The sequence below is a fragment of the Nonomuraea sp. B5E05 genome (assembly GCF_039880665.1).
In the GTDB taxonomy this organism is placed as follows: Bacteria; Actinomycetota; Actinomycetes; order Streptosporangiales; family Streptosporangiaceae; genus Nonomuraea.
This window is the reverse complement of record NZ_JBDPMJ010000001.1, coordinates 78996-92706: the sequence shown is the minus strand read 5'-3', so window position 1 is coordinate 92706 and position 13711 is coordinate 78996. Positions and strand designations below refer to the sequence as shown.

The 13711-nt window shown below is 71.4% G+C and carries 15 protein-coding genes; 6 read left to right on the top strand and 9 right to left on the bottom strand.

Going from position 1 to position 13711, the window contains the following annotated elements; genetic code table 11:
- Positions 1-11 precede the first annotated feature (11 nt).
- The 3 genes from ABGB01_RS00430 to ABGB01_RS00420 form a co-directional block, all read right to left on the bottom strand.
- On the bottom strand, positions 12-1364 hold the full coding sequence (locus ABGB01_RS00430) for a cellulose binding domain-containing protein (protein WP_347769057.1): 1353 nt from the start codon (positions 1362-1364) through the stop codon (positions 12-14).
- A 156-nt stretch (positions 1365-1520) separates the two neighbouring features.
- Positions 1521-2294, bottom strand: coding sequence for an SIS domain-containing protein (locus tag ABGB01_RS00425; RefSeq protein ID WP_347769055.1), 774 nt, complete (start codon positions 2292-2294; stop codon positions 1521-1523).
- Positions 2291-3190 (bottom strand): MurR/RpiR family transcriptional regulator, encoded by a 900-nt coding sequence (locus ABGB01_RS00420; protein WP_347769053.1) that lies wholly within the window; start codon positions 3188-3190, stop codon positions 2291-2293. The genes ABGB01_RS00425 and ABGB01_RS00420 overlap by 4 nt, the downstream gene beginning before the upstream one ends.
- 60 nt (positions 3191-3250) lie before the next feature.
- Between ABGB01_RS00420 and ABGB01_RS00415 the strand changes: the two genes are divergently transcribed.
- Positions 3251-4432 carry a BadF/BadG/BcrA/BcrD ATPase family protein gene (locus ABGB01_RS00415; protein WP_347769051.1) on the top strand — a complete coding sequence of 394 codons (1182 nt, stop codon included), beginning with the start codon at positions 3251-3253 and terminating at the stop codon, positions 4430-4432.
- Between the two features lie 52 nt (positions 4433-4484).
- Here the strand turns inward: ABGB01_RS00415 and ABGB01_RS00410 are convergent, their stop codons facing one another.
- The 3 genes from ABGB01_RS00410 to ABGB01_RS00400 form a co-directional block, all read right to left on the bottom strand.
- Positions 4485-5399 (bottom strand): hypothetical protein, encoded by a 915-nt coding sequence (locus ABGB01_RS00410; RefSeq protein ID WP_347769049.1) that lies wholly within the window; start codon positions 5397-5399, stop codon positions 4485-4487.
- Between the two features lie 37 nt (positions 5400-5436).
- Positions 5437-5970, bottom strand: coding sequence for an RNA polymerase sigma factor (locus ABGB01_RS00405; RefSeq protein ID WP_347769047.1), 534 nt, complete (start codon positions 5968-5970; stop codon positions 5437-5439).
- Positions 5971-6059: 89 nt separating this feature from the next.
- Positions 6060-7133 (bottom strand): acetyl-CoA acetyltransferase, encoded by a 1074-nt coding sequence (locus tag ABGB01_RS00400; protein ID WP_347769045.1) that lies wholly within the window; start codon positions 7131-7133, stop codon positions 6060-6062.
- Between the two features lie 346 nt (positions 7134-7479).
- On the opposite strand from ABGB01_RS00400, the gene ABGB01_RS00395 reads away from it, so the two are divergent.
- Together ABGB01_RS00395 and ABGB01_RS00390 are read left to right on the top strand one after the other, a co-directional pair.
- Positions 7480-8328, top strand: a complete 849-nt coding sequence (locus ABGB01_RS00395) for a LysR family transcriptional regulator (RefSeq protein ID WP_347769043.1) — start codon at positions 7480-7482, stop codon at positions 8326-8328.
- A 15-nt stretch (positions 8329-8343) separates the two neighbouring features.
- Positions 8344-8964 (top strand): MerR family transcriptional regulator, encoded by a 621-nt coding sequence (locus ABGB01_RS00390; protein WP_347769041.1) that lies wholly within the window; start codon positions 8344-8346, stop codon positions 8962-8964.
- On the opposite strand, the gene ABGB01_RS00385 is transcribed toward ABGB01_RS00390, so the two are convergent.
- Positions 8928-9869, bottom strand: coding sequence for a LysR family transcriptional regulator (locus ABGB01_RS00385; RefSeq protein ID WP_347769039.1), 942 nt, complete (start codon positions 9867-9869; stop codon positions 8928-8930). The genes ABGB01_RS00390 and ABGB01_RS00385 overlap by 37 nt on opposite strands.
- A gap of 111 nt (positions 9870-9980) precedes the next feature.
- On the opposite strand from ABGB01_RS00385, the gene ABGB01_RS00380 reads away from it, so the two are divergent.
- Positions 9981-10607, top strand: coding sequence for a flavodoxin family protein (locus ABGB01_RS00380; RefSeq protein WP_347769037.1), 627 nt, complete (start codon positions 9981-9983; stop codon positions 10605-10607).
- A gap of 16 nt (positions 10608-10623) precedes the next feature.
- On the top strand, positions 10624-11001 hold the full coding sequence (locus ABGB01_RS00375; RefSeq protein ID WP_347769035.1) for an ectoine synthase: 378 nt from the start codon (positions 10624-10626) through the stop codon (positions 10999-11001).
- A 15-nt stretch (positions 11002-11016) separates the two neighbouring features.
- On the opposite strand, the gene ABGB01_RS00370 is transcribed toward ABGB01_RS00375, so the two are convergent.
- Together ABGB01_RS00370 and ABGB01_RS00365 are read right to left on the bottom strand one after the other, a co-directional pair.
- Positions 11017-11916, bottom strand: coding sequence for a hypothetical protein (locus tag ABGB01_RS00370; protein ID WP_347769033.1), 900 nt, complete (start codon positions 11914-11916; stop codon positions 11017-11019).
- A 52-nt stretch (positions 11917-11968) separates the two neighbouring features.
- Positions 11969-12643 carry a ThuA domain-containing protein gene (locus ABGB01_RS00365; protein WP_132592679.1) on the bottom strand — a complete coding sequence of 225 codons (675 nt, stop codon included), beginning with the start codon at positions 12641-12643 and terminating at the stop codon, positions 11969-11971.
- Positions 12644-12752: 109 nt separating this feature from the next.
- Here ABGB01_RS00365 and ABGB01_RS00360 point away from each other — a divergent pair, with 109 nt between their 5' ends.
- Positions 12753-13598, top strand: coding sequence for an RNA polymerase sigma-70 factor (locus ABGB01_RS00360; RefSeq protein ID WP_347769030.1), 846 nt, complete (start codon positions 12753-12755; stop codon positions 13596-13598).
- Positions 13599-13711 lie beyond the last annotated feature (113 nt).

Here is a 13711-nt window from a genome sequence, read left to right as displayed (position 1 = left end):
GCGGGGCACGATCACACGTTGGGGACGGTGTCCTTGAACGCGGTGCCTGACGAGCGCAGGGAGCCGACCCGGCTCTGCACCTCGGCGGGCGAGAGAACCTCGTTCTTGCTGTGGAAGACGTAGTCGACCTGCTGGCGGTACGTACGCGTGCCCGTCGCTCCCTGGAGATCGATGAACCACTGGTTGAACATGATCCACATCGGGGTCTCGGGGTAGTAGATGTCACCGTGGTCGGCGAAGAGGCGGCCGTCCACGTAATACTTCATCCGGCCGCCGGAGACCTGGATGACGAGGTCGTGCCAGCCGGCGAAGCTCGCGCGCTCCTCCGTGTGGGTGTTCACCGCCTGCCAGGGCTCGCCCTGGTAGGTCTCCCAGCTCGTGGCGTAGAGGATGTTGGCCGGCTCGCCCCAGCCGCCGTTCGGCAGATATTCGAAGTCCAGCTCGCCGTAGTCGGGGTCGAGGTTGAAGCGCAGCGGGGTGATGGTGAAGAACGTCTGCACCACGTGCTCGCCGTCGGGGCCGCTGGTCGGCGCGTCGCTGAAGCGCACGCGGGCGGCGTACGTGCCCTCGTGAAACTTGCGGTTGGCGGTCGACAGCTCGGTCTGCACGGTGCCCGAGGGGGTGCCGTTCGTCGAGGAGTCGAGCGTCAGCAGGCCGCCTGGGAACGAGACCGCGCCGGGCGACCAGGTGGCGCCGGGCACGCCGGGACCTCCCGAGCTGGAGCGGACCGTCCAGCCGCGCTGGGCCAGCCGGGGGTCGTTCGAGCCCGTGTAGGTGAAGTCGTCGAACAGCTCGCCGCCCGGACCAGGCGACACGGTGGGCGTGACGGTGGGGTCGGGGTCGCTGCCGTTGGGCTTGCCCCAGGAGAGCGTGCCGTTGACGTAGACGGTGACCTTGTCCCAGTTGAAGTAGCCGGTCTGAGGTCCGTAGGAGTAGTCGTCGCCCTGCGTGAACGTCTGCCAGTCGGAGCGGTAGAAGCGCAGCTGCATGTCGCCGGTGGTCCGGCCGGGAGCCAGGCTGCCCGAGGTGAAGCCCACTTCCAGGTACTGGTCGCCGCCCGCCTGGCGGACGAACTGGCCGGTCACCGTCGAACATCCCACGACCGCCCAGGAGCAGGCGAAGCGGTAGGTCTCGCTGCCGGTCAGGTAGTAGCGGATCTTGACCTGGTTGAGCGGGATGGTGGTGGTGCCGTCGTTGAAGAGCTGGAGCCAGGGCTCGGCCTGGGCCGTGGTGGCGCCGGGTGCGCTGGTCCGGTATTGGAGGCGGACGGCCTGGTCGGCGTTGGCGGGCGCGACCAGGGAGACGGCGACGAGGAGAGCGGGGATGGCTAAGGAGAGCAGAACTTTACCGAAATTTCGGGACATGAGTGGGGTTCTCCTTGGGTGGGTGGTCCCCCGACTGTCGTACGGTTCCGAAGATCAGCGGTGCCGCGGCGCCTGACCGCGCCGCAGCGGATGCGACGCGGTCGGGCGCCGGTGTGAGGGCGGCGCCGGTCGGGCGCCGCCGTGGGTGCGGCCGGGTCAGGCGGTACGGCGGATGCGGCCCGCGTACAGCGATTCCAGGCGGAGGTTGTGCGCGTCGCCCTCGGGGACGTTGGCCGAGAGGTAGACCGGTGGCACTTCACCGGCTTCGAGCAGGTTGCTGACGGTCTGGGCCACGACGAGCTGGGCCAGCAGAGCCGAGGTGATGGTGGAGACCGCTCCAATCGACGCGGGCGCTGTGGAGCCTCCGCCGGGCAGGGGCAGGACGGCGTCGCCGTAGGGGGCGTGGTTGTCGAGGACGACGTCGGCCAGGTCGGTGAGCCGGCGGCCCGAGGGATGGCGGGACGCGACGGCTTCGCTGTGGGCGCGCGAGGTGATCGCGATCAGGTCGTGACCGCGCTCCTTGACGAGCGTGGCCAGTTCGACGACCACGCCGTTGACGCCCGAGTTGGAGATGATGACGAACAGGTCGTGCTCCTGGACGGGTGCCAGGTCGAGGATCGTGTGGGCGACGGCGGGGTCGCGTTCGAGGTCGTAGCGGTCGAGCTCGGCTCTGGGCGCGTCGCCGTACAGGACGATGTCGCGCAGCGCGAGCCGGTTGGTGGGCACGAGGCCGCCCGCGCGGCCGGCGATCTCCATGGCGATCGCCTCCGAGTGGCCCGCCCCGAACGCCTGGATCACGCCGCCCGCGGTCAGCGCCTCGGTGAAGAGGCCCGCGGCCCGCGAGATCTCCGGATCCTTCGGGATCACCTGGACGAGGTGCGCGATGTGCTCGGCGAAAGCCTGCGGGACGACTCGCTGGTTGACCGTCATATGTCCCCTTCTGGTGAGCCTGGTCCTGTCAGGCCCTGTTCTGGTAGCCGGTGTCCGGCCACGGCCCGTACGGTGACGTCGAACGCCTGTTTCGTCCGTTCGTACGTGCGCTGGGCGACCGACACGTACACGACATCAAGGACGAGCAACTGCGAGTGGATCGCGGCGAACCCCTCGGACCTGTAGCTCGTCGCGCGGCTCGCCGTCGTCAGCACCAGCTCGGCCACCTCGGCCAGCGGCGACCTCGGCTGCGAGGTGACGGCCACGGTGATCGCGCCATGGCTGCCCGCCTCCGCGAGCACCTCGATGACTTCCCGCGTCCGGCCGCTGTGGGAGATGCCGATCGCCACGTCGCCCTGGCCGAGCAGCGCCGCGTCGGTCAGCGCGGTGTGGGCGTCGGACCTGCTCCAGGTGGGCACCCGCATGCGCTGCAGCCGGTATTCCATCTCGCTGGCGACGGCCGCGCTGCTCGACACCCCGAACAACAACACCCGCCCCGCCCTGGCCACGGCCTGCGCGACCTTCTCCACCACGGCCAGGTCGAGCTGGTCGCCGGTCTCCTGGATCAGGCGGATGTCGTTGCCCGACACGACGCTCAGCACCCGATCGAGACTGTCGTCGGGCAGGATCTCGCGGCCGATGTCGGTCTGCCACGTCTGCTGCGCCACCCGGCCGGTCTCGGTGGCCACGGCCACCCGCAGCTCGGCGTAGCCGGAGAAGCCGAGGGCGCGGCAGAACCGGGTGATCGTGGCCGTGGACGTGGCGCTCCGCTCGGCCAGGTCGACGATGGTCAGCCGGGCCGCCTCCGCCGGGGCCGCGAGAATCGCATCGGCCACCTTGCGCAGCGCCTCGGGCATGTCGTGCTGCTCGGCCCTGATGCGGCTCAGTAGTTCCACGCGGTGATAATTATGCTCAGCATCTGGTGCCGTCAAGGTGTTTCGGCAATAATTTTTGACATGCATCTGGTTCTGGGCGTCGACGCCGGCGGCACCTCGTCGCGGGCCGCGCTGTTCACGCTGGACGGCACGCTGGTGCGGCGCGGGCAGGCGGGGGGCGCCAATCCGGGGGCGCTCGGCATGGACACCGCCGCCGCCAACCTGACCACCGCCGTGCGCGCAACCCTGGCGGACCCCGGATCGGCCCACCTCCCGGTCACGGGCACGCTCCTCGGCACCGTCGTGGGCGTGGTCGTGGGCTTGGCCGGCAACCCCGCGCTGTGCGCGACGCTGACCGAGCGCGTCTTCGGCGGCCTTCTGCCCGGGGCGGACCTCACCGGCGAGCCGGGCGCTCCCGGAGTCACGCCGGTACGTGTGACGGGAGACATCGTGACCGCCTTCGCCGCCGGCACCCCCTCACCATCAGGCACCGTGCTCATCTCGGGCACGGGGGCGATCGCGGCCAGGATCGCCGACCACGCTCCCGCCGGCACCGCCGACGGATACGGGTGGCTGCTCGGGGACGAGGGCTCGGCCTTCTGGATCGGCCTCGCCGCCGCCCGCGCCACCATCCGCGCCATCACCACCCCGTGCCCCTCGCCGGCGAGGACGGGCGTCGATCTGGTACGCGACCACGAACCGAACGGCACGGCGCACCGCCCCGAGCCGGGCCGCGACGAGATGAGCGCCGGTCACGAGCCGGGCGCCCACGAGGCCGCCGGCCGCCGGCCGGCGCGTGGCGGAGCCGGCGACCGCGAAGCGAGTGGAGGTGGTCGGGCCGGGTGGGGGTTGTTGGCGGAAATAGTTCTGGGGCGGCTGCTGCCCGATGGCCCAGGTGGTGATCCGGGGGCGCGACTGGCGGCGGCGGTGCATGCTCGGCCGCCCCTCGCGCTGGCCGAGTTGGCGCCGCTGGTGAGCGAGGCGGCCATGGGTGGTGATCCGGTGGCGCTGACCATCGTGGCCGAGGCCGCGTCCAAGCTGGCGAGCACCGCCTCCCGGGTGCACGAACCCGGTCTGCCCCTCGTGCTGGCCGGTGGCGTGCTCACGGCGGAAGGCCCCGTACACGACGCCGTACGAGGCCTTCTGGAGGGTGCGGTCACGGCGGGAGACCCGGCGGGGGCGGCGGCGTGGCTGGCCGCGCGGCCCCTGCTGGGCCCGCGGGCGGCCGAGGCGCGCCATTCCCGTTTCACGCATCCCACTTAGGCGCGCCATGCCCGTCCCGGTCAGGAGCGCCGCGCCCGGTTCGCGGGTCGGGTCAGGCGGGCTTGGTGGGGTTGCGGGGCAGGCGTTCCCGGGTGACGAGCAGGCGCAGCACGCCGGCCTGCTCCGACTCCGCCCTCCAGACGATCCAGTCGTCGCCGACCTCGGCCTGCCGGCGTTCCGGGGCCATCCGGTAACCGACGTTGCCGGGGCCGGGGGTGATGACCTGGAAGACCGTCTTCAGGCCGCGGTCGCCGGCTTCGGCGCGCACCTCCCCGACGGTCTTCTCCGCGGGGTCGTAGCCTTCGAGCATCTCGCCCTCGGCCGTCGCCGTTCCCCGGTTCTGGTACTTCTCCCCCGGCTGCGCCTGCCGGCCGAGCTTGACGACGGCGTCGCCGGTGAAGTCGCTCCCCACGATGACGGTCATCGCGCAGCCGTCCCGGCCGAGCGTGCAGCCCTCGGGCGCGCTCCCCGAACCGATGGGGAACTGGTCGGGGTGGCCGACGTTGGGGCTGCCGTGGCTGCGCACGCCGGTGACCTTGCCCACCTGGGACGGCGACGAGGGCACGGGCTGCAGCCGCACGTTCAGGCCCACCGCCTTGAACCCCTTGGTGTACTCGGCGTAGTCGGCGAGCGGGTCCTTGATGGTGGCGACGTACTGGTCGCCGCGCAACTCGATGTCGATGGCGGAGCCGGCGTAGGAGGTGGCGGGACCGTTCTCGCCGAGGACGGCCGGGCCGATCACGGCGGCGGCGGCCAGGCCCGCGACGGCCACGGCGCCCGCGGCCAGGCGGCGGGTACGCCTTCGGAACAGGCCGCCCCTGGTGGCGTGAGCGTCCGCCGCGTCGCTCGTGACGGTGGCGAGAGCTTCGCCGGTGATCGAGGTGAGGAGCGCCCGGGCCCCCGCGCCGGATGCCTGTCCTGCCAGGTCCTCGTCGCGGACCCTGGCGAGCTGCTGCAGATCGTTCATCGAAGCTTCCTTTCTCTGAAGTCCGTACGGGCGGAGGTCACAACGACTCCATGACGACGCCGCCCACGGAGACGCCGGCACCGGCCAGCGCCTTGGACAGCCGCTTGCGCGCCCGGTAGAGCCGGATGCGCACGGCGTTGCGCGAGCAGCCGAGGACCTTGGCGATCTCTCCGTGGTCCAGGCCCTCCCAGGCGACGAGCGAGATCAGCTCGCGGTCGTCGTCGGGCAGCTCGCGGAAGGCCCGTGCGATCGCGGCGACCTCGACGCCGCTCTCGGGCGAGTGGCCATAGAGGTCGGCGAGCTCGGTGTCGAGCGCCGCGTTCCTGTGCCGGTGCCTGGCCTGACCGCGGCGGTGGTTGACCAGCACGTTCCTGGCCACTCCGTACAGCCAGAGCGGGGCCTGCTCGCCGGGCGGCAGGGCGTCGATCCGGCGCCATGCGATGGCGTAGATCTCGGCGACCACGTCCGCCGCGTCCTCGGGAGAGTCGCAGCGGCGCACGGCGTAGCCGAGTATGCGTTCGTACGTTTGCTTGTAGACGGCCTCGAACCGGCTTCTCCGGTCGTCATCCACGGGCGTTTCCCATGGTCGGCCTCCTTGGGGCTCGGGGATCAGAACACCCCGTACATGTCGAAGGAGCCATCAGCATTTCAGCTGATTTTTCACCTCACGAGCAGTGCGGCGCTCCCGTAGCTCCCGCCGAACCCCGTCACGAGCGCCACGGAACGCCCGGCCCGTAGTTCCCTGACGGCCTGGGCGACGTTGTTCAATCCGTGCACGTACCCCTCCGAGAGCAGGCCGCCGTGCGGGTTCACCCAGCCGTGCCGCCGCTCCATCAGGTACGTCCCGAGCTCATCGCGCGCCGCGAAGCCGAAGTCCTCCAGTTGCCTGGGCACGAGCCACGAGTAGGCGTCGTACAGCAGCGCCACGTCCACGTCCGCCGGCCGCATCCCGGAGGCGTCCCACACCATGGGGCCCACGTACGCGGAGAAGATCGTGCCGGCGTCGGGCGCGCGGTCCATCGACGAGCAGCCCGGCCCTCCCCCGCGCACCACGGCGTGCACGCGCGGCCCGTCGAGCACGGCGCTGACCAGCAGCGCGCACGCCCCGTCGGTCTCCTGGCAGCAGTCGACCGTGCGCAGCGGGGTGCAGACGAACGGTCTGGCCAGGTAGGAGTCGAGGGTGAGCGGGTCGCGGCGCAGGGCGCGGGGGTTGGCCGCGGCGTTCTGCCTGGACTGGGCGACGACGGCGTGCAGGTGCTCGGCGGTGAGGCCGGTGTCGTGCAGGTAGCGGGTGGCGGCCAGGGCGAACAGCGGGATCGGGCCCGCCAGTCCGTACGTGGGGGTGCCAGTGGAGATGCCGGTGGGAGCGGTGTTCATGCGCGTGCCGGAACGCCCGTTGAGCGCCCGATAGATCAGGATGTTGCGGGCGAGGCCGGCGTGGATCAGCATCGCCGCGTCACCCAGGATCGACGCCGCCTGCGTGCCCCCGCCGGCGATGTCGTTGTGCCAGCCGAGCCGCTCGATCCCGAGTGCCCTGGCGACCCGTACGACCGGCGCGGAGTCGTTCATGTGGTAGCTGAGCACCGCGTCCACCTCGCGCGGCCCGATCCCCGCGTCCGCGCAGGCCGCCCGGCACGCCTCGGCCGCGAGCTCCTCCTCGGTGCGCCCGGACCCCCTGGTCAGGGCCGTCATGCCGATCCCGGCCACGGCCGCCCGCCCCGCGAACGGCTGCATGCTCCCTCCTCCGGCGTCCCCGGCAGGGCCCGCCATCGGCCGGCGGAGCCGTGCCGTCAGCGCCTTGCCGATCACGCTAACCGGCCACCCCGCTTCAGACAAGCGCTTGCTCAACCGGCCGCATCCCCAGTTTACGGACACCCGTAATGACCGTGCCCCCCGTCCGAAGCCCCTGCCCGGGGACCGGCACGACCCGCGGGATCAGCCGCCTGACCAGCGGATCATCACGCATCACCGGAAGATCGGCGGCGGCGGATAACTGTGTATCTTCACGGAAGCTATCGCCGCTTGTAATACCGAGGTTCGATCAACCGATAGCCCATCATCATCACGCCCGAGGTGAGCGATGGATCTACGCTACGTCCGCTACGCCCTGGCGATCGCGCGCGCGGGCTCCCTGCGCCGGGCCGCCACCGCACTGCACATCTCCCAGCCCACACTGTCCGAGCAGCTCAGGGCCCTGGAGAAGGAGATCGGCGTCGAGCTGTTCAGCCGCTCGCCGAGCGGGGTGCGGCTCACCGAGGCGGGCGAGGCGTTCCTGGCCCAGGCCACCGTCGCGGTCGACGCCTTCGAGCGGGCCGTGACCGCCGCCAGGAGCAAGGGCCACGTCGCGCGGCTGGGCGTGGCCGACGGGCTGACCGACGTGGTGGCCCGCCTGCTGTCCCAGCTCCACAACGGCAACCTGCGCGTCGCCCCCATGGGGACGGCCGAGCAGATCGTCTCCATCGCCGACGGCGCGCTGCAGGCGGGGCTCGGCTACGCGCCCGGCTCCATGCCGAGGGGCGTGGCCCGGATGCTCGTCCACCGTTTCCCGGTGCACGCGCTGATGCCGTGCGCCCATCCCCTGGCCGCCGCAGGAGCGGTGTCGCTGGCGGACCTGGCGTCGGAGCCGCTGGTCATGCCGGAGTCCGACGCGGTGGCGGGCGCCCGCCGTTTCCTCGAAGGGTTCGTACGCCACCACCTGCATCCCCGCCTCGGCCCGTCGGCGGCCACGCACGACCTGGTCATCGACATGGTGGAGTCGGGCGCGGGCTACGCCCTCTGCGTCCACGAAGGCACGAAAATTCCCGACACGCTGGCATTCATCCCCATCAAGGAGGACGTCCCACCCCTGGAAGTCGTCTTCCTCTGGAACCGGCAGGCCGACGTACAGGAGCTGGTCAGCGCGGCCCGCCATCTGGCCCGATCTGGATAGCGCTATTATCTACCGATGCGCATCTCCGAACTGAGCGCCAGGTCCGGCGTGGCCATCCCCACGATCAAGTACTACCTGCGTGAGGGCATGCTCCACCAGGGTCGGCAGACAGCCCCGACGCGGGCCGAATATGACGAGTCGCACCTGCGCCGGCTCCGCCTGATCCGCGCCCTGCTCGACGTGGGCAGGCTCTCCGTGTCCTCCATCAAGAAGGTCGTCGCCGCCGTCGACGACGAGTCGCTGCCCTTTCACGAGATGCTGGGCACCGCCCACTACGCCCTGAGCCCCGGCGCCCAGCCGGAGCCCGGCGAGGACTGGCAGCAGGCCCGCGTCGAGGTCGACCACCTCGTCGAACAGCTCGGCTGGGACGTCAAGCCCCACGCACCCGCCCGCGACGAGCTGGCCCAGACCCTGGTCAGAATGCGCCAGCTCGGCGTGGCCGTGGACCTGGCACCCTACGTCGAGACCGCCAGGAAGCTCGTGTCGGAGGTGGAGATGGACAAGATCCCGTTCGACGGCCCGCGCGACGCCGCCGTGGAGGCCCTGGTGCTCGGCACGGTCCTCTACGGCAGGGTGTTCGACGCCCTGCGCAGGATGGCTCAGGAGTCGGAGTCGGCCGCCCGCCTCGGCTCATAGCCCCGCGCCGGCGACGCGACGGCCTTGAGCGCCGCGAGATAGGCGGCGATCGCCGGCCGGGCCTCCGCCCCCCGCCGGACCGCCGCGTAGATGTGCCGCCGGATGTCGTGCCCGGTCGGGGCCACGGTGACGACCCCCGCGGGGATGGGCAGCCGTGCGGCGCGGGGGATGAAGGCGATGCCCATCCCCGCTTCGACCAGGGCCAGGATCGCCGTCCAGTCGCCGGCACGATGCCGCACCTCGGGACGGAAGCCGGCGGAGGCGCAGGCGAGGTGCAGCAGGCGGTCGCAGGCGTCGCCTTCGAGGGTGCTGACCCACTCCTCACCGTGGAGCAGCGACAGGGCGACGACCGGCTCGCGCGCCGACGGGTGCGCGATCGGCAGAGCGAGGTCGAAGTCGTCGGTGCCCAGCTCCACCCTGGTGTATCTCGCGTCGCCGCCGGAGGGCGCCCCTTCGGCCTCCACCGCGACGACCACGTCGAGGTCTCCGCCGGCGAGCTGATCGAGGCAGCCGGGCACCGTGACCTCGCGGATGTCGATCCGCAGCCGGGGACGGCTGTCGCGGATCATGAGCGCCGCCGGAATGAGCAGGGACGAGATCGTCGAAGGGAAGGAACCCACCGTGATCCGCCCCAGCTCGCCGTTCACGGTGGACTGGATCTCTCCCGTCGCCCGCTCGAGAAGCGCGAGCATGGCATAGGCGTGGTCGACGAGCACGCGGCCGGCGTCGGTGAGGCGCAGCTTGCGGCCGTCGGCCTCGGCGAGCGGCACCCCCGCCTCGCGGGTCAGCGTCGCCAGTTGTTGTGAGGCGGCCGACGGGGAGATGTGCAGTGTGGAGGCCGCGGCGTGGAGCGTGCCCTGCTCGTGCAGGGCCACGAGCAGCTTCAGGCGAGCCGGATCAACCATGCACATCAACTTACCATTACCGGCCGTAATCATTTGATTGTCTTCATGGTTCGAGGGCGGCACGATGGGAGCCGAGCACCGACACCGAGAAAAGGAAGGGGTGCACGGCTCATGAAGGCCCTCGCCCTGAGCGCTAGCCCCCGCAAGGACGGCAACTCCCGCCTGCTGGCGGAGACCGTTCTCGAGGGTGCGGCGAGCCGCGGGCACGAGGTCGAGCTCGCCGATCTGACCGACGCGGTCGCGGCGCCGCTGCGCGACTGCCGCACGTGCCGGCAGGCGGACGGAGCATGCTCGATCGGAGACGGCTACGAACCCCTGCTGCGGCAGCTCCTCGCGGCCGACGCGCTCGTCCTCGCCACCCCGCTCTACTGGTACGGCATCGCCGGACAGCTGAAGATCTTCATCGACCGCCTCTTCTGCTACATCAAGGCCGACTATCCCGGCAGCGCGGAAGTCACGCGGCGACTGGTCGGCAAGCGGATGGCCGTCGTGGTGAGCTCCGAGGAGACCTACCCGGGCTCGATGGTCGGCGTCACCGCGCAGCTGCAGGAACTCGCCCGCTATCTCCACCACGACCTGGTCGGCGTCGTGCGCGGCGTCGCCAACTCGCGCGGAGAGGTGGCGCGCGACCCCGCCGATCCGCTGGCCCAGGCGTACGGTCTCGGGACACGCCTGCTGGAAGGACACGTGAGCGACCACCGCATCGACACCGTGCGCAACGGTGTGGTGTGGCCCTGACCGCAAGGGAGTCACGATGCTCATCCGGACACTCGGCGACGTGCTGGGATCCGCGCAGGACGTCGACTGGACCAACGGCACGAGCCGCCGCCTCCTCGTCGCGGCGGACGGACGCGGCTACACGCTCACCGACACCCGCGTGCGTCCGGGCACGACCACCCTCCTCCGCTACGACCGGCATCTCGAAGCCTGCTACTGCGTCGAGGGCGAGGGCCGGGTCGAGACGGCCGGCGGGCTGTTCACCATCACCCCGGGCACGCTCTACGCACCGGACCCTGGCGAGGAACACCGCCTGACCTCGACCGGCGGGATGCGGCTCATCTGCGTGTTCAACCCCCCGCTCAAGGGTGACGAGAACCACGATCCCGCTCCGGGACGCCCCTCCGGATTCTGACGAGCCCCGTGCTCGCTAGACCATGCCGTTGGCCCGCAGGGTGCGCACGGCGCCGACCGTGACGTCCCCGCGCCAGTCGAGCGCCCCGGCGGGCGAGATGCGCGCGAAGTCGACGACCCACCCGCCGTCGTCCTGCTGCTCCCTCGCCAGCCGTACGAGATCGGCGGCGATCACCTCGGGCTCGAACAGGCCGCGGACCGGCCTGCCGGGGAGGGGCGCGAAGTCGAGCGGCCGCAGCGCCTCGTTCTCGGTGCCGCCCTCGACCGGCACCCGCCCGTCCGCGGGGATGTGGCCGCCCAGCCGCTTGAGCAGCCCGGCCGCCTCCGGCCGGCTGTCGTGGACGGCGTCGAGGAAGTGCACGGAGAACAGCAGCACGTACGCGTGCGGCATGCCCTCCAGCCGCTGGATCGCGTCGAGGCAGTAGCGGGTGGCCCGCTCCAGCCACGGATGCGCGGCGACGGCCGGGTCGTACGCGGCGACCTGGTGGGCCGCGGCCGCGGTCACGGAGGTGATCTGCAGGGACGAGACGGCCGGGTCGCCGCTCCGCCACCAGGGCGCGCTGGCCTCGGAGACCGCGAGCGGCAACGAGAACGGCAGCCCGCCGTCGGGCAGCGTCACCGACTCCAGCCAGTCGCACAACGCCGCGGCGTGCGGGGAGGTGCGGGGCGCGACGTGCGGGGCGACGTCCCCGAACACCGCGAAGGCGTGCAGCGCCGCTCCCGGCTGGCTCTCGGGGGTGCGCAGGTCGGGCTCCAGGCCCCAGCCGTAACCGCCGTCGGGATTGCGGTAGGCGTCGAGGGCGGCCAGCACGGAGGCGGCGTCGCCCTCGCCCATCATCAGGTCGTAGCGGCGGCGGTCAAGGACACGCGCGTGCCCGGCCAGGAAGCCGGGGATCGCGGAGAGCTTCACGTTCATACCGTCATCGTGCCCGGATCGCCGCCCCCCGGTCTTGTAGCTTCCGGACACGTCACTCGCGGATCGTGACCGGCCGTTTGAGCAGCCACAACGCCGCCCGCTGGAGAAGCGTGCGGTGGATCTCGTTGTCGTAGGACCTGGTGTCGTGGCCCAGCGCGTCGTAGAGGACCCGGCCACGCCGGACCGGCCGCGCCCAGACGAGCGGCTGGCCGTTCGACGAGGCCAGCGGCCTGACGTCGGGCAGCACGTCGAGGTCGCTGTAGACCTCGTCGACCACGTCGAAGTCGCGCAGGCCCTCGACCACCGGATGCCCGCCGTGCACCCGCACCCCCGTCCACCCCAGCGGCGGATGGTGGGACTTGGGCCAGCTCCAGCAGCCGCCCAGGACCCGCGGCCAGCCCTGCCAGTCGTCGAAGCAGATCGACGCGGTGTGCATGCACAGCAGCCCGCCGCCCCGGTCGAGGTGGTCGAGAAGGGTGGTGCGGGCCTCGGCCGGTAACGAGAAGGCCCAGGCGGCCCGCTGGTCGGCGAAACGGTCGTGACCCATCTGCCAGCGCAGCGCGTTGACGGTGATGAGCTGGACCTCCGACGGCTCGCTCAGCGCGCCCGCGATGTCCTCGGTGATCTCCGACTCGACCCCGACCTCGGAGAGCACTCCGGCGAGCGCTTCCGACGTGGCGGCGAAGTCGTGGAACAGGCCTCCTGAGAGGATCAGATTTCTCGCCACCCGTCCAGCTCATCATGGTTGCCGCGGCATTACCACCCGTGAACCGTCACGTCCCCGCGGGCGGACCCCCGGCGCACCCCCCGCCGAGGTGACGGGGCATGATGCCACCGTGGACTTCGAGGAGCACCGGCCCATGTTGCTCGGGCTGGCCTACCGCCTGCTCGGCAGCATGTGGGACGCCGAGGACGTCGTGCAGGAGGCGTGGCTGCGCTGGCAGAGCACCGACCACGACGCGATCAGGGAGCCGCGGGCGTTCCTGGTGACCGTAGTCTCGCGGCTGGCCCTCGACCAGCTCCGCTCCGCGCGGGTCAAGCGGGAGGCCTACACCGGGCCGTGGCTGCCCGAGCCGGTGCTGACGTCGGAGGCCGGCCCGCTGGACACCGCCGAGCTGCGCGACACCGTCTCTTTCGCCACCCTGCACATGATGGAGCGGCTCTCGCCGCCGGAGCGGGCGGTGTTCGTGCTGCGGGAGGCGTTCGAGCTGCCGTACGCCGAGATCGCCGAGATCGTCGAATCCTCCGTGGCCAACGCCAGACAGCTGCACCACCGGGCGTCCACGCGGCTCGCCCAGGGGCGCGACAGGTTCCAGCCGTCGGCGGCGGACCACACCAGGTTGCTGGTGAAGTTCATGGAGGCGGCGAAGGGCGGCGACATGGACGCGCTCACCGAGCTGTTCCACGAGGACGTGGTCTCGTGGAACGACGGCGGCGGCAAGGTCAGGTCGGCACTGCGGCCGGTCGCCGGCCGGCGCAAGGTGGTGGCCTTCCTGTCCGCGCTGGTGAAGCGCTACGCGTTCACGGACGTGCGGCTGCTCGACGTCAACGGCAGTCCGGCGTTCTGGACGCGGTCGGAGGAAGGCGACCAGATCGTCATGGTGAACGTCCACGACGGCCGCATCAAGGACATCTATACCGTCCTCAACCCGGACAAGCTCGTACGCGTGCACAGGATGTGACGCCCGGCCTTGCCGGTCCGGGCGCCCGCACGACCTATAGTCACGCTTGTGACTCCTCCGCTTCCTCGGGCCCTGGCGGCCCTCCCGCTCCCGATTCCCCGATCGCCTGAAGG